This is a genomic window from Acidobacteriota bacterium (assembly GCA_040754075.1).
Taxonomy (GTDB): domain Bacteria; phylum Acidobacteriota; class Blastocatellia; order UBA7656; family UBA7656; genus JBFMDH01.
The window spans coordinates 156,570-171,402 of sequence record JBFMDH010000014.1; the positions used below are offsets into that span (position 1 = coordinate 156,570).

A 14,833-nucleotide genomic window follows, 5' to 3' on the forward strand; every position below is an offset into this window, starting at 1 on the left:
AACTGATAGGATAGTGATTATCCGTTCAGCGACTTTGCAGCACAAGCCGCATCTCGACTTGCGAAGCGTTAATTTTTTGATGCGAAGGAAGCAAAGTCCGGGTTGTATTTTCGACGCCAGACAAAACCGTCTAAAACATAATGGGTAAGTTGCGGTAATGCAAGAAGCGGCACGAGTAAAATTTTCAAGGCGCCGATTTCCCATCCTTCGCCGAAAAACCAGTCTTTGTCATGCCACACACTACGATCCCAAACCAACTCTTCAAAGTAAGCCAGAACCCAGAGAATAAAAAGAAACAAGGCAGGCGAATAGGCAAAGATACGAAACACGCCTGGTCTGCCAACCTGCGCCAGCCGGGTTTTGCCATACCAATAAATCAATGCCAAATAAGGCACGCCGTGAATGATGACGTTGGTTACTGTAAATGCGTAATCGGAATTGTAAGCGACGATGCCGACGTACCAGCAAACCGCAGTGGTGACGACAACAATGTCTTTGCCGGGATTGAACTGTTTTTTCACCAAAGCGAAATAGAGTGATTTCGCAACATATGCCGCCATCACGAGCCAGTAAATCGGCGCGGCAATCTGAGCCATCATTGCCGGTATTGCCGAAAAATCATTGGCGAGAAACCACCAGAATTTGCGCGGCAAATTGGCGTGCCAGTAAATCAGCGGATAGACGCTTGCCGCATAAATCGCCAAGCTGTCAATCCATTTCGTAAGCCCGTCGCGTTCCCCGGCTTTGGCGCGATAGAGCGCCACCCAACCATATTGCTGGCGCACGAAATGAAAGACCGCAAGGTAAGCGAGCACCCGCCAGAATATGACTTCGCCTTCCGAATAAAGCGCCATGCCGATAAGCAGTCCAATCACCGGAACAATGGTGTAAAGCCAGGGGCGACGCGAGAGTTCCTGTTTATCTAAGTAAACACGAAAAGCGGTTGAGTAGACATGCGCGACATCGATGAGCAAGACCGCAGGAATCCACGCCCAGTCAGGTGTATCGTCATACAAGACACCTACGCGCGCGCCAATCCACAAGGCAAGCAAAGAGATAACCGCGCTTCCTAAAAACACCGCGAGGTCAGTGTTGCGAGAAAACAACCACACAGGTTTAAGTGATGAGTGATGAGTGATGAGTGATGAGTTAGTTTGTTTTATTGCAACGCTCATTTTTGTCTCTCACAAACGCGAATCAGCATAATTATCAACGCCTCGCTTTTCAACTCATCACTCATCACTCATCACTTCCTCAGCGGCACGGTTGCCGTGATAGAAAGCTTCTTCAAATAAAGCGACGCCGCTTAAATCCGTATGCGCGAAATGAATATTGCGATAAGGCTTGGCGGCGGCGGCAAGCAGCGGGCTGCGGGTAAAATTCGGGCGCGGGCGAATCATCGCGTGTCCCCAACGCATCACATCCAATCGTTCAACCAGTGCGCGAATTTCAAAATGGGCGCGGCTCATATCCGTGAGCGTCACATCTGCCCAACCGCGCTGGTCCGTGCCGAGCAGCCGATTGCGCGCCTCACGCGGATTGTCATCGCAAAGCGGATAATAATAAGTAAACACGCTCGCCCCTCTATCAATGCCGCGTTGATGCGTAGCGACAACGTAGCCAAGCGATGGGCTTTCGTAAAACACATTGTCCCACGCCAGTTGAAAGCCTTTATCTTTCGGGCGGTCGCGCAAAAAAAGATTCGCCACCATCCACGCGCCGTATTCAAATTCCTGAACCTGCGCCGGTGGCTTGTCGCGATAATCGCGAATCAGGTAGCGGGTTAAAAAATGCGGCGCGGCAAAAATCACTTTCTCTGCGTGAAAGCCGCGCACGCGCTCGCCATCATAACTCATCGCCATCACATCAACGCCCGCATTTGTCGGAATCAGTTCAACTGCGGCAAGCCCCAATCGCACCTGGGCTTTTGCTCTATCCAAAAGATGCGCGATGAATCGTCCGTTGCCTTCAGGAAAAGTGATCAGCGGCGCGGCTTCATCGCCGGGCTTTTTCACCCGCGAACAGAAATAAAAAAGTCCCGCCCAGGCGCTCGTCTGCTCCAGCGTCATGCCGTAATCATCGCGACAGGCATAATCGACGAACCAGCGCAGGCGCGGCGAAGTAAACCCACGCTGATTCATCCATTCGCCAAAGGTGATTTTATCGAGCGCGTTGACCTCCGCATCATCCGAACACTTGGCAATCGGCAGTGTGAATGCCCGACGACCTTTGGCGTCACGCCAGGCGACCCATCGCCCTACCGCTTTTTGAAAAGCCTCAAACTCGGCGAGGTCATCGGCGCTTGCCCCGGCGCGAAGGTAAAGCCCTTCGTACCATTTGCCTTTGAAAAACAACCGCTCTTCCGGGTCGCGACACAAAAACTGTTCGGCAACCATCGGCTCGCCGTCTTTATCGCGACCTTCGAGAATGCCCATCTCGTCCAGCAGTTCCACAAGCCCCGCGTCCTCTTTCATCGGCGCAGGCAAATAATGCGCGCCCCAGGGGTATGAGATAAGCGGCGATTGTCCGCTTCTTGCGGTGCCGCCGGCGTCCTTTTCAAGTTCGAGTAAAACGAAATCTTCAACCCCCGATTGCAGTAAACGACGCGCTGCCGCAAGCCCCGCAACCCCGCCGCCAACGATGACAATTTTTTTGCGCTCCCAATTGTCCGGCGCAATTTCAACGCGCGCGCCGTCACGCAGGCGATGCCCGACCACGTCCGACGCGCCAATGATTTCACCTTCCGGCAACGATAGTTTTTCAGTTGATTGACAGGCGGCAAGGGCAACCGGCAAACCTAAGAACGCGGCTAGAATTTCACGGCGAGTGAAAACAGAAAGGGAGAAAGGGAGAAGAGGAGAAGGGGAAACAAAAGCAGTTTCTTCTCCCTTTCTCCCTTTCTCCCTTTCTCCCCTTCTCTTTTTCTTTAGCATTTTGTTCGTCACTTCTTCACCGGGCGGCGCAGGATGCAGACGACTTCTTTGCCGCCAAAAGCCGTATCGCTTACCGTCACGCCGACAAATTCAAAGCCCACACCTCCGGCTTCGCTCAACTCTTTTTGCATAGTGCCGGTCTTTTTCGTAGCCAGTAATTTATATTCCCAGGCATCGACTTTGGCTTCGGGGTCGCGCTCTAAAATCACCACCACCTCTTTGCCGCCGAAGGTTGTGTCAAAGACGGTTTGTCCTTTGTACTCGAACCCTTCATCACCGGCTTGTTGCAATTCTTTTTGCATCGTCGAAGTTTTATTGGTAGCCAGCAATTTATAACGAATGCCCGACTGGTTCGGATGGCGCTGGTCTTTAATCATAATGATGACGGTTTCCGACCCGCCAAAAGAGGTTTCGCCGCCCATCACCCCGCCGAAACGATAGCCCGCATCGGCAGCTTCGTTCATCTCTTTTTGCATGGTTGAGGTTTTATTGGTGGCTAACAATTTGTATTCGATTTTGGTTTGTGCCAAACCGGTGAGTGAAAAAATTAAGATAAAAAATGCTGCGCGTAACAACATAAGCGTCTCCTCAAATTACTTCATTTTGAAATTCCCATCTGCTTCGTGATTATTCGTATCGCCGCCATTCGGATTCGTAATACCGCACCAGGGCTTGATTATCCAAACGGTTGATTTCGACAGGCACGGGGGCGAGGTCTGCCGGAAAGATGAACAGGCTCGCCAGCGCGTTGTCATCCAAAAATCGTAAATTGAAATTTTTCGGCGCCAGGCGTGGCGGCGCAAATTCCTGAGTTTTTGCAAGCGCAAAGCCCCACACCCCGAATGATGGCACGGTGGTTTGATATGGGTGGACATAAAAGCCTGCCGCTTCAAGCGTTTTCATAATGCACCAGTAAGATTGTCGCGCAAACAGCGGCGAAGTCGTTTGAATCGCTACTGCCGCATCGGGTGTCAGTCTCGCCTTGAGCAATTTATAAAACCGCGTGGTGTAGAGTTTGCCAAGTGCGAAACTTGAGGGGTCAGGGAAGTCAATAATCGCTACATCGAAAAGCTCTTTCCGGTCTTCGAGCCAGATCATCGCATCCCGATTGATAACCTCCACACGCGGGTCTGCGAAAGAATGTTTATTGAGTTCGGCAAGCGGCGGAAAGCGCGCTGAAAGTTCGGTCATGCCTGCATCCAGGTCAACCAGGGTCAAGGATTCGACCGATGGGTAGCGCAAAATTTCGCGCATCGCCAACCCATCGCCACCCCCCATCACCAGTACGCGGCGCGGCGCATTGACAGACATCATCGCCGGATGCACCAGCGATTCATGATAGCGATACTCATCAACTGAACTGAATTGCAGGTGCCCGTTTAAAAACAATTGAAATCCGGCGCGCCCGCGGGTGACGATGATGCGTTGATAGGGCGTCTGCTTGGCATAGATGATGTCATCTTGAAACAATTCATCTTCGGCAAGACTGGTCAGCGAGTTGGCTTTAATGAACCCAATGATTAACAGCACAATGATTATTCCGGCGCGAACCCGCAGGAAAAATACGCCGCGTTTCATCAACGGTTCAAGTAACCAGGTTGCCCACAAACCGACCACGGCATTGAGCATGCCAAACAACAGTGACGTGCGCACCAGTCCCAGGCGCGGAACTAAAAAAAGCGGAAACAGGAGTGAAGCAATCAGCGCGCCGATATAATCGAAGGTCAAGACGCGCGCCACCAGTTCTTTGAAATCGAGCACATCTTTGAGAATGCGCATCAGCAGCGGCAATTCGAGTCCCACCAGAACGCCAACGGCAAACACCACCGAATACAGGACGACTTGAAAATAACTGAGCCGCGCAAAACTCAAAAACAACAACGGCGCGGAAAATCCGCCAAGCAGAGCCACAGCGATTTCCACTTCGACAAATTTGCGCGCCAGTTCTTTATCAATAAACCCTGAGACCCACGCGCCGACGCCGAGCGCCGACAGGTAAATGCCGATGATTAAGGAGAATTGCGTAACCGAATCACCGAGGACATAGCTGGCGAGCGTTCCCGCCAGTAATTCATAGATGAGTCCACAGGTGGCAATGACGAGGACATTGAGAAAAATGATGGGCGTGCGATTCATAATCAGTAGGCAGTAGGCAGCAGACAGCAGGCAGTTGTTCGTTAAAGTGGCAAGCATCTTGATATAGAAATCGATATGCTGAAAATAATCCAGTCGGGATGACCCGTTGCGCTGAGATACGCAAAAACTTTTAAAGGCACAATCATTTTAACTGCCTACTGCCCGCTGCCTATTGCCTACTGGTTTAGCCGTGTATGGCGGCTGAGATAATCAGTGCGATGCCGATGATGACTGAGGCGATAACGATTGATAGCGCCGTGTTGTGGTCTTCTTCGATTTCTTTACGCACTGAAAACGGCGACATCTTGACGATAATCCAGAAGGCAAGGGCAAACACTACCAATCCGATGGCAGCAAACACCAGACTGGAAACGATGAATTCGGTCAATTGACTCATCGGTATGAGCATTGCGAACTGATTTGCAGCAACGATTGATGTGAGCGAACCTGTGATATTTTCTAAAACCATTCTTCCTCCTCATTTTCCGGAACGGTATCCCGAATGAAAGATATGATACGAGCGATAGCGATCAGGATTGCGACGTTCTTCTTCGCTGAGTTGCCGGCGACTGCCACCAAATTCTCTACCCGTGGCGGTCATAAAAATTATCGCGCCAAGTATGAGCACACCACTCCACAAATAAAATTTACCGAGCATGACACATCTCCACCTTGCCAAGCCTGATTTGAATGATTCAAGTCAGGCTTAGCCACTTTTTACTTATAAGCCACACCGGCGCTTGCCGGGCCGGCAAGCGGAATAACTTCGGTTCGGCTGAAACCTAGGCTTTTGCACCAGCGGGAAAAATCTTCACCGGTAAAATCAAAAGCCTCGCCGAATTCAATCAACATATTGAGCGACATCAACAGTCCGAAAACATTTTCCCGCCGCGCATCATCAATGAGGTTTTCAATCACCACAAATGCCCCGCCTTCAGGCAGCGCGTCATAGGCGGCTTGAATGAGTTGCAGCTTTTTTTCGAGATTCCAGTCATGCAAAATCATTCCCATGGTGATGACATCAGCCCTCGGCAGCGGTTCGCTGAAAATATCGACGGACACGGCAGTGATGCGGTCGGCAAAGCCAGCCGCAGCAATTCGGCGTTTAGCAATTTCCGTGACGACTGGCAGGTCAACCGTGATGCATTGCAGATGCGGGTGACGCGCGGCAGCTATCATAGATAGCTGTCCGCTCGACCCGCCAATATCACAAAGCGTTTGGTAAGGCGAGAAATCAAACTTTTCGGCAAACGCCTGAAAATTCCCGCCGGAGATTCCCGCCATCGCATCAATGAACAGTTCAAGGCGATGCGGGTCACTGTAGAGAGTTTCAAACACACCGGCGCCCGTGTGTTTAATCTCATTTTGCGGTTGCCCGGTCTTCAAAGCTTCGGTGAGGTCGCCCCAGAACCGGTAAAGTCGTTCATTTGCCATCTCAAGAAAGCCCCCCATAAAGGCTGGGCTTTTACGATTGAGAAACCGTGCGGTTTCATCGGTATTTTTATAAAGCGCCGTCGCGCCGTCGCCATCGCGCTGTAAAAATTTCAACGCTACCAGCGCATCAAAAAAATCCGGATTGGCGCGCGGATGTAATTGCAACGCCTCAGCCAAATCTTCTCCGGTCATGGGTTTTTCCGCCAGCGTGGTAAACAACCCTAACTCGATTGCTGAAAGCAAGACTTTCGCAGGCCAGAAGCCCATCGCAACTTCCATAATTCGCGCCGGGGTCAATTCACTCATATGCTGCAAGGTCTCCTTATTATTTTTTATGAAGACGATTGATAGGGGCTGAAATCACTATCTTTCCAGCGCCTGGATGAAAAACTGAAATGCCTGATCATCACAATCACCGGAATAATCGAAAGCAGAAATCCCGCCATAATGAAAAAGCCACCGTTAAACACATTCTGTTCGACTTTGACGGTAATCGTCACCGGTTGTTGAAATTTTTCCCAACGCACATCCAACCCCAGCACATAATTTCCGGCAGGCATTGCCGAAAGATAGGTGTTCACATTTTTATTGCCTTCGCTCCACGCCTCGCCATCATCAACGCCGGAATAATATTCCACAGGCAGGGAAAAATCCTGACTCTCGTTGGTGTCGTTGTTGATGATGTCGCCTTGAATATCGACCCAGGTATTGGCAACATCCGAAAAAGCCGACACCCGGACATTTTGTCCGCCCTTGAGCGCAAACGGTTCGGTGAATCGCACCTGTGAATCTTCGAGGCTTTTTATCGGCTCAAGCGCGAAGGATTGTTCAAAAACCTGGCGCGACGGCATCGCAATCGCAAAGCCTATCAGTAAAATCAGAATCAGCAGCAGAAAAATGCCCCAGTATTTATAAACTTTTTTATGCGGGAACGGTTGATTGGGCGCAATCGTCGAAGGTTTGGGAAGCCCCGAAATGCCAAAGGCTTTTTCGACATCCTGGCGATTGAGGTAAGTGCCCAGCGACCAGTTGACTTCACCGGTCATCGCGCCTTTTTGCGAAGGGTTCACAGAAATTTCCCGCGACAGCATCAGCGGCGGCGCGATGAAATCGGCGGCTTGAACTTTTTCGCCGTAAGTGACTTTCCAATAAAATTCACCGACGATGTATTCAACGGTCGCCGGCGTATCCTGATAGATGCGAAAATTTTTATTGCCGAATCGCACATTGCGCCCGCTATCCAGGATGTCGCCAAGCGGCACCGGTTGAACGAAATTCCAGTGCTCATCGCTTCTCACCAGCCAACGATAACCGACCTGCGGATTGTAGAGCAGGTATTCTTCCCAATAATATTTTTTGTCAAAGGTGACGCTGCGTTGCAGAAAGCCAATGACCGTAAACTGCGCGCCGCTTAAATTGCCAGCCGCGCCCATGGGAATGATGGGCACCACGCGCCCCGGTTTGAGAGCTTTGAAATATTCAAATTTCCAATCTTTGACATCAAGTAGTGAACCGCAATTCGGGCAGGCAATGCGTTCGGTGATGTCCGGCGCGCGACATTCAAGCGGCCCGCCGCATTGCGGGCAGTTCAATTTTTTCGCGGCGACCCGTTGGGCTTCGCGTTCAGGAGCGCGCGCGGTTACGGGAAAACCGAGTTGTTCATAAGGCACTTCACGCCCGACAAAAAACAGGGCAGGAATTTCGCTGTAATCGAGGGTCGCAAATTCACCGCGCGCGCCCGACAGGTCTGCGAAATAATAACGTTCGCCGGGAATCAGTTGGTAAGGAATTTCGCCTTTTGCGCCAAGCATGGTGGCGACGCCTTTTTCACCGACGACAAGCGGCACAGGGCTTGGCAATGTAGGAACCGGATGACCGAGTTGCAACATTTCAAAAGGCGGAATGGCGCGCGGGTCAATCGGGCGTTGAAAGGTCATATAGAATTTGCCCTGCGCTTCGGCAAGCCAACCCCAACGCCCGTCGGCAAAAAAAGCGTACCACTCATCCCACACGCCACCGGCTTCGTGTCCGAGTTGCGCGCGTCCCGTGAGTTGAAACGGCACGCCTTGATAGACGCCTGTGAGTCCGATGTCTAAAGGCGAGCCGGTATCGGCAAGGTCGGCGACTTTGCCGAGGTTTTGCAAATTTTTATCGCCGCGCGCGATGACCGAATTGCAATAGTCGCACACCACCACGATTGCCGAATTGGTTTTGAAAGCTACCGTACCGCCGCACGATGGACATGACGCTTCAAATGCCAACTTTCATTCACCTCACTTATAAACGTAAATGGGAAAACAGAAGCCTTGAATCCCTTTGCTTAGAGTTTGCTGACCTATTCAACTCGACCGCTCACACAAAATTTGCACCCAAAACTCGTGCACACAATCAATCTGATACCCCCGACATATTTAAAGTGACCTGCCCTGAGTTTAAATCCAGATGAATAAAATTCTCGTTGCCTTTAAAGATGAGTTTGTTATTTTCTTGGCTAATTAATTTATACCCTTTGGCTATAAGCTCCTGTTTAAGCCAAACGGATTTATCCTCAATAGACTCATTTGCAATCGTATCTTCTGCCCAACGTACTTCACTAAAGTCAAATTCAGGAACCTCACATGGTTGATCAGGGAAATTGGGACCCGCAAAAGCATTATTGTTTAAATAACTCTTCAAATGAATAGCGACGCTATCATCATCCAAAATCTCAGGAGAAAGTGGGGTGCGAGCAGTTTTCAATATAATTAAGCCTTCTTTAATCTCACGCACCTCATAACAGGGCGAATTGAGCAATTTTCCCCGTCCAAAAAAATCAATATATGGTTTTCCAAAAAGGTTCACCCAATAAATTCCAGCTAGTCTTTCCGCTGGAGTTAAGACAAAAGATTGTCGTCTCTTTTGCTTTATATGGGATATGTATCCATAGTCGATTGTAAATACCGAGCAAAGCTCTTCAATGAAATTTAGTAGTGTGTTTACCTTGTCCTCTGAATCTATATATTTATCGCGAATATATGCATCAAACCCATTAAATGTAGCTCGAGCGAAATGTTCAATCCTTATACACATTTGAACTTCCACTGGATATTTCCTTCGGAAGACTAGATATTTAAATTTGTTCTTAGAGATAACCCACTCATTTAATATCTCTGAAGTATCCGTTAACGAAAAAATCTTGCGGGTTCTTTCTTCTGTTCCCCATTTCTCCGGTACATAGATATCGCCATAGCGTGAGAGCAAGGCAAAAAATCTCTCAGCTATATCTATGTGCCCCAAATAGCGAGTGGTAATAAGAGAAACCGTTATAAAATTTGATTCATCCTCGAAAAACATTTTTCTGTAGTCATTCCGTCAGCGGCTTCGCTTTCTCAAGTTTGCCCTTTGCATAATACTTTTAAGGATGAAACTGAATTTTCGAGGCTGTAACTTTCTCCATCTCCCCTTCTCCCTTTCTCCCCTTCTCCCTTTCTCCCCTTCTCTCTTTTCCCTCTTCTTCTTCAACTGCGCCGCGTTCGACGAACCGCACGGTTACACGTTTGGCGTCGAGCATTTCTGACAAACGCTCCTGCCAGCGCCAATCGGGTCGCACTTTGCAACAATACAGATTAAAGGTCGCCATACCAGATTCAGGATAAGTGTGACAAGCAAGGTGCGATTCGGTGAGCAGGAACAATCCCGTGATGCCACCCGGCGCGGGAAACTGTTGCCAGAGCGGTTTTCCGACAACGTGTAAATCCAGTTCTGTGATGATACGTTCGCACACCGATTGCAAAGTCGGCAAATCGCTCAAGGATGCAGATGAACATCCAAACGCATCAACTATCCATTCTGCGCCAACATTCATAAGGTTTTGCTCAATAGATTTCGGCAAGAGAATATCACGCATACCGCTTAGGATAAAAGTTCAAGGCTTATGGGTTATAGCAAGCCCTCGAATTCTGCCGCGTCCCTCAGCCCTTATCACAGCATCATTCATTCACAGCAACTGCATCTTTCACATTAAATTTCTGCCACAAATAAAAGACCGGCACGCCCAGTAAAATCAATCCGAACACAATCAATGCGCCGCTCGGCGATTCTAATTTTTCGGCGCTCGAAACCAGACCGTAATATTTCAAATCGTCAAGCACCGCATTACCCAACAAAAACATTACCGCAATAATGAACAGCGCGGGCGTCAATGGATAACCCAGCGTTTTATAAGGGCGCGCAATGTCAGGCAATTTCTTACGCAACGGATACACGGCAGCCACCCCGCCGACATAAAACGGCCACACCCCCAACACAAAAATATCCGAGAGTTGTTGAAAATTGCCGATTAGCAGCACGTACAGCACCGCCAATCCCGAAAGTAAAATGATAGAGATATGCGGCGTTTTGAATCGCGGGTGAACGGCTGCCAGTTGTTTGAAAAACAATTTATCATCTGCCATCGCAAAAATGGTGCGCGGACCCGTAAGTACCGAGCCGTTCAAGGTTCCGAATGCCGAAATCATTACGGCAATCGAAATCAAGGTCACCCCGGCTTGACCGATAATCATCGAAGCAGTGTCGGCGGCAACCAGTCGCGAGCCGGCGACCTGGCGAATGTCGAGCAGATGAAAATAGGCGAAATTCGCCAGCATATAAATCGCAATCACCGCCAGCGTGCCGATAATGATGGCAAGCGGCAGATTGCGTTCCGGGCGTTTGACTTCGCCGCTCACATAAGTCACATCAGCCCATCCGTCATAAACCCATAAAATCGAAATGAAGGCGCTGCCAATCAAAGCGAAAGAAATATTGCCGGTTGCAGCGGGAATCGCTTCGATGGTTTCCGGTACAGGGTGTCGCGCGCCGATTAAAAATGCCGCGAGCACCAGAGCGGCAAGCGCGCCGTATTTCGCAACCGTGGTGAAATTCTGCACCAACGCTCCGAAACGCACGCCGACGACATTCAAAATCGTCGCGATGATAATCACCCCAGCAGCAATATAGCGAACCGCGGGCGCGGTTTCAGCGACACCATTTACCTCAACAGTAATCGCCTGTCCGAGAAGCCTGAGAAAATATTCCGCGACCACGACAGCAAGTGCGCCAAGCGCCGAAGCGCGAATGATGATGAGTTGCGACCAGCCGAATAAAAACGCCGCGAGTTTGCCGAAACCTTCGCGCAGGTAAACATAAACGCCGCCGGTATGCGGGAAGGCGCTGGCGAGTTCGGCATAGGTGAGTGCGCCGCACAAGGTAAACGCGCCGCCGATAGTCCACAGCCAGAGATATAAACTCTGGTCAGGAACACGCGCCGCGATACCCGCAGGTGAGCGGAAAATTCCCGAACCGATGGTTGAGCCGACGACCACAGCGATGGCGCTCAGCAGTCCGAGGGCGCGAATCAGCGAAGGGCGGCTTTCGGTCGCGGTGTCTCGATTTTCGATTGTTTGCATGGTGCGTGCAGATTAAAGCGCGTTGCGGTAATCGTCAAGGCAAGCGGGGCAGATGACTCTGCGACAACCGCAGATTTCCAGACAGAGGAATTGTAAAATCTTTTCAACGAGTTCAGGTGCGAGCGACAGCGCCTCGGCTACGGCTTCAAAAGTTTGTAATTTATGAAATCCCTCCGCAACGTCGCGCCAGCGTTCGCGAACCTCAAGTACCTCGCGCCATTCACTTGAAAGTCGAGCGAGCGGTTGGTCTACATCAATCGCTTCAAAACAGAGCGGGCAGTTCGTAGATGAAGCGGTGACGGGGTGAACAGTTGATGAGGTGGCGGATGAATTCATGCGATGTTGGTTATCAGTTTTGTGAACCAACTGCCAGGACGCCGAAATCGCCAAATGATTCATAAAATCTTTTTAATATTCCCGGCGATTCTGGCGTCCTGGCGGTTCTTTACCTGGTCACTTGTCTAAACCATGACCGCACGGTGAAAAACATGAGCGCCAGTCCGCATAAAATCGCAAGGCTCATCAGGGTCACGGAGTATTGATGCAAATCATTGAACTGAACGCGCAACGGGTCGGTCGGCGAGACTTCATCAATAATGCCGCCCATCTTGTCGCGGAGTTTATTCATGGTCGGCGACACCCAGAACCGCAAGCCTGCAGTAGCCGCAAGCATTCCGGCAAGCAACGCGATATTGAGTTTGCTTTTCCGGGTTTTCAAAAACTGCATAAGCAACAACAGAAAGCCGATGATCAGCCCCAGCCATTCAACTTTAGTAATGGTGCTGGCAACCATCTGTCCTGCGAGATGACGCGAAGGCAAAACCGCAAAGGCGCTTGGCGCAACCGCGAAACTGAAAAAGCACATAGCGCCGAGCCAACCGCCTAAAAGCAAAAACTCGACGAATGCCAGAATTTGCGACTTAGCCGTAAAACCGGCTCCTGTAGCCGCTTCTGCGTCTTGACGATGAGTCGTTGTGGCGCTCATTCTTCACCTGCAAAAAAATCGAAGTTGTAATAAATCTCGTTGAGTTCGAGTTCGCAATCCAGCGTCGAAAGTTTGATTTTGGATTCCAGGTTATCGGTTTCCCGCATCAACCAACTGCCATCCGCTTGTCTGGCAAAATGCTCGACGTGAAAGCGGTCTTGGGCAACCAGAACATATTCGCTGAACGATTCGATTTCACGGTAGGCTTCAAATTTTCCGCCTCTATCGTAATCTTTGGTTGATTTGGAAAGCACTTCGACAATCACCGTGGGGTTGAGCAGAAGGCGTTTCTCTTTTTCATCCAGGGCAGGCTTGCCGCAAACCACAACGACATCGGGATAGGTGTGCAATCCGGTCTTCGCGGTTCTTACGAGCAAATCCGCAGAAACCACCGCACAGGGTTTGCCTTTCAGTTTCGCTCGAAGTTCTCCGACAATATTAGCGGTTAATAGGTTGTGACGCGGGCTTGCCCCAGCCATCACAAATATCTCGCCTTGATAATACTCGCTCTTGTGCTCGGCTCGGCTTTCGAGTTCGAGATACTCTTCAGGCGTGATAAAGGGTTTCGGATTCGATGCCATAAGCTTAACCTTCCTGCTAATTTTTTAGCATCAAGTCACACCCGGTTCCGCTACGCGCCGGATTCGGCGATTTCCATTGCATTGTGGATGCGGGCTTTCTCTTCGACGGGCAGAAAATCCAGGAAGCGCTCAGCATCAATCGCCGCCATGCAACCCGTCCCGGCTGCAGTAATCGCCTGACGATAGTAAGCGTCCTGCGCATCACCACAGGCAAACACGCCGGCAATATTGGTCGCCGTGGTGCGCCCCTGAGTTTTGATATAACCGACCTCGTCCATCTCCAGCCAGCCTTTGAAAATCTGTGTGTTGGGTTGATGCCCGATGGCGATGAAAACGCCTTCGCAGGGAAAAATGCTCTCTGCGCCGGTCTTCAAATTTTTGATGCGCACACCGGAGACGCCGCTTTGCGGGGTGCCGAGAATCTCTTCGACAGCCGTATCCCAGAGGAACTCGATTTTCTCGTTAGCAAAAGCTTTCTCCTGCATGATTTTTGACGCGCGCAAAGCATCGCGGCGATGAACGACCGTCACTTTGGTGGCGAACTTGGTTAAAAACGTCGCTTCTTCCATTGCCGTATCGCCGCCGCCGACGACCACCAAAGGTTTTCCGCGAAAGAAAAAGCCGTCACAGGTTGCACAAGCCGATACGCCTGCGCCACCGAGTCCATGCGGGACGGGCGCTTCGCCGGGTATGCCCAACCATTTCGCCGATGCGCCGGAAGCGATAATCAAGGTTTCAGCTTCGATAACCTGGTCGTCCGTATTCAAGATGAACGGGCGTTTGCTCAACTCTACTTCGTTGACCCAGGTGGTTAAAAAGGCTGTGCCAAAGCGCGCCGCCTGGTCGCGAAATTCCTGCATCAAGGCTGGACCCATAATGCCTTTTGCAAAGCCCGGATAATTTTCAACATCCGTGGTAATCATCAGTTGCCCGCCGGGTTGCGGTCCCTCGATAACCAAGGGGTTTAAATTCGCGCGTCCACTATAAATTGCGGCAGTGAGTCCCGCAGGACCCGAACCGATAATCACAACCTCTTTATAAATTCTCTGTTTTGCCATTCTCTTTCTCTCCGATTAGTCCATAGTCAGTAGCCGGTAGTCAGTGGTCGGTGGTTGGTATGATGAAAAGAATTTTTACGAACTATTTTAATCATCATAATTTTTTAACCGACTACCGGCTACCGTCTACCAACCACCGGCTACTGACCTCCTTTACTTAACCTGAGTATTGAGTTGAAAAAGTTGAAAGGGATGTTTTGAACCGTAGTTGATAAAATCATTTTGCCAAATTCAATTACGGAGGACATCCCTGATGCCATCTATGATACACCAATTGACC

At 50.2% G+C, this 14,833-nt stretch carries 15 protein-coding genes; all 15 read right to left on the bottom strand.

Annotated features, from left to right (window positions below; translation table 11 throughout):
• Positions 1–68: 68 nt before the first annotated feature.
• Entirely contained in the window at positions 69–1,175 is a 1,107-nt protein-coding gene (locus AB1757_16630) for a hypothetical protein (protein MEW6128667.1), read from the bottom strand.
• Positions 1,176–1,232: 57 nt separating this feature from the next.
• Positions 1,233–2,795: an FAD-dependent oxidoreductase gene (locus AB1757_16635; GenBank protein ID MEW6128668.1), complete on the bottom strand. Its 1,563-nt coding sequence runs from the start codon at positions 2,793–2,795 to the stop codon at positions 1,233–1,235.
• Positions 2,796–2,941: 146 nt separating this feature from the next.
• Positions 2,942–3,511 (bottom strand): hypothetical protein, encoded by a 570-nt coding sequence (locus AB1757_16640; protein ID MEW6128669.1) that lies wholly within the window; start codon positions 3,509–3,511, stop codon positions 2,942–2,944.
• 49 nt (positions 3,512–3,560) lie between these two features.
• Entirely contained in the window at positions 3,561–5,069 is a 1,509-nt protein-coding gene (locus AB1757_16645) for a polyamine aminopropyltransferase (GenBank protein MEW6128670.1), read from the bottom strand.
• Positions 5,070–5,253: 184 nt separating this feature from the next.
• Positions 5,254–5,538 carry a DUF350 domain-containing protein gene (locus tag AB1757_16650; protein ID MEW6128671.1) on the bottom strand — a complete coding sequence of 95 codons (285 nt, stop codon included), beginning with the start codon at positions 5,536–5,538 and terminating at the stop codon, positions 5,254–5,256.
• 9 nt (positions 5,539–5,547) lie between these two features.
• Positions 5,548–5,727, bottom strand: a complete 180-nt coding sequence (locus AB1757_16655) for a hypothetical protein (GenBank protein MEW6128672.1) — start codon at positions 5,725–5,727, stop codon at positions 5,548–5,550.
• Between the two features lie 59 nt (positions 5,728–5,786).
• Positions 5,787–6,809: a methyltransferase gene (locus tag AB1757_16660; GenBank protein ID MEW6128673.1), complete on the bottom strand. Its 1,023-nt coding sequence runs from the start codon at positions 6,807–6,809 to the stop codon at positions 5,787–5,789.
• A 26-nt stretch (positions 6,810–6,835) separates the two neighbouring features.
• Complete coding sequence (locus AB1757_16665) at positions 6,836–8,764, bottom strand: DUF4178 domain-containing protein (protein ID MEW6128674.1); 1,929 nt, start codon at positions 8,762–8,764, stop codon at positions 6,836–6,838.
• 127 nt (positions 8,765–8,891) lie between these two features.
• Complete coding sequence (locus AB1757_16670; protein ID MEW6128675.1) at positions 8,892–9,836, bottom strand: hypothetical protein; 945 nt, start codon at positions 9,834–9,836, stop codon at positions 8,892–8,894.
• Between the two features lie 61 nt (positions 9,837–9,897).
• Positions 9,898–10,347: an S-adenosylmethionine decarboxylase gene (locus tag AB1757_16675; GenBank protein ID MEW6128676.1), complete on the bottom strand. Its 450-nt coding sequence runs from the start codon at positions 10,345–10,347 to the stop codon at positions 9,898–9,900.
• A 124-nt stretch (positions 10,348–10,471) separates the two neighbouring features.
• Positions 10,472–11,929, bottom strand: a complete 1,458-nt coding sequence (locus AB1757_16680) for an amino acid permease (protein MEW6128677.1) — start codon at positions 11,927–11,929, stop codon at positions 10,472–10,474.
• A gap of 12 nt (positions 11,930–11,941) precedes the next feature.
• A complete protein-coding gene (locus AB1757_16685) occupies positions 11,942–12,328 on the bottom strand; it encodes a hypothetical protein (protein ID MEW6128678.1) in 387 nt (128 codons plus the stop codon).
• 46 nt (positions 12,329–12,374) lie between these two features.
• The gene (locus tag AB1757_16690; protein MEW6128679.1) at positions 12,375–12,914 is read right to left on the bottom strand and encodes a DUF4149 domain-containing protein; all 540 of its coding nucleotides are present in this window, start codon (positions 12,912–12,914) and stop codon (positions 12,375–12,377) included.
• The gene (locus AB1757_16695; protein ID MEW6128680.1) at positions 12,911–13,495 is read right to left on the bottom strand and encodes a Uma2 family endonuclease; all 585 of its coding nucleotides are present in this window, start codon (positions 13,493–13,495) and stop codon (positions 12,911–12,913) included. The genes AB1757_16690 and AB1757_16695 overlap by 4 nt, the downstream gene beginning before the upstream one ends.
• A gap of 50 nt (positions 13,496–13,545) precedes the next feature.
• Positions 13,546–14,553: a thioredoxin-disulfide reductase gene (trxB, locus tag AB1757_16700; protein MEW6128681.1), complete on the bottom strand. Its 1,008-nt coding sequence runs from the start codon at positions 14,551–14,553 to the stop codon at positions 13,546–13,548.
• Between the last annotated feature and the right edge of the window lie 280 nt (positions 14,554–14,833).

Excerpts from the sequence above, each read along its gene's own strand:
- trxB (MEW6128681.1), bottom strand. The coding sequence starts at position 14,553 with ATGGCAAAACAGAGAATTTATAAAGAGGTTGTGATTATCGGTTCGGGT.
- AB1757_16685 (MEW6128678.1), bottom strand. The coding sequence starts at position 12,328 with ATGAATCATTTGGCGATTTCGGCGTCCTGGCAGTTGGTTCACAAAACT.
- AB1757_16650 (MEW6128671.1), bottom strand. The coding sequence starts at position 5,538 with ATGGTTTTAGAAAATATCACAGGTTCGCTCACATCAATCGTTGCTGCA.
- AB1757_16645 (MEW6128670.1), bottom strand. The coding sequence starts at position 5,069 with ATGAATCGCACGCCCATCATTTTTCTCAATGTCCTCGTCATTGCCACC.
- AB1757_16670 (MEW6128675.1), bottom strand. The coding sequence starts at position 9,836 with ATGTTTTTCGAGGATGAATCAAATTTTATAACGGTTTCTCTTATTACC.
- AB1757_16630 (MEW6128667.1), bottom strand. The coding sequence starts at position 1,175 with ATGAGCGTTGCAATAAAACAAACTAACTCATCACTCATCACTCATCAC.
- AB1757_16695 (MEW6128680.1), bottom strand. The coding sequence starts at position 13,495 with ATGGCATCGAATCCGAAACCCTTTATCACGCCTGAAGAGTATCTCGAA.
- AB1757_16660 (MEW6128673.1), bottom strand. The coding sequence starts at position 6,809 with ATGAGTGAATTGACCCCGGCGCGAATTATGGAAGTTGCGATGGGCTTC.
- AB1757_16690 (MEW6128679.1), bottom strand. The coding sequence starts at position 12,914 with ATGAGCGCCACAACGACTCATCGTCAAGACGCAGAAGCGGCTACAGGA.
- AB1757_16680 (MEW6128677.1), bottom strand. The coding sequence starts at position 11,929 with ATGCAAACAATCGAAAATCGAGACACCGCGACCGAAAGCCGCCCTTCG.
- AB1757_16640 (MEW6128669.1), bottom strand. The coding sequence starts at position 3,511 with ATGTTGTTACGCGCAGCATTTTTTATCTTAATTTTTTCACTCACCGGT.
- AB1757_16675 (MEW6128676.1), bottom strand. The coding sequence starts at position 10,347 with ATGAATGTTGGCGCAGAATGGATAGTTGATGCGTTTGGATGTTCATCT.
- AB1757_16655 (MEW6128672.1), bottom strand. The coding sequence starts at position 5,727 with ATGCTCGGTAAATTTTATTTGTGGAGTGGTGTGCTCATACTTGGCGCG.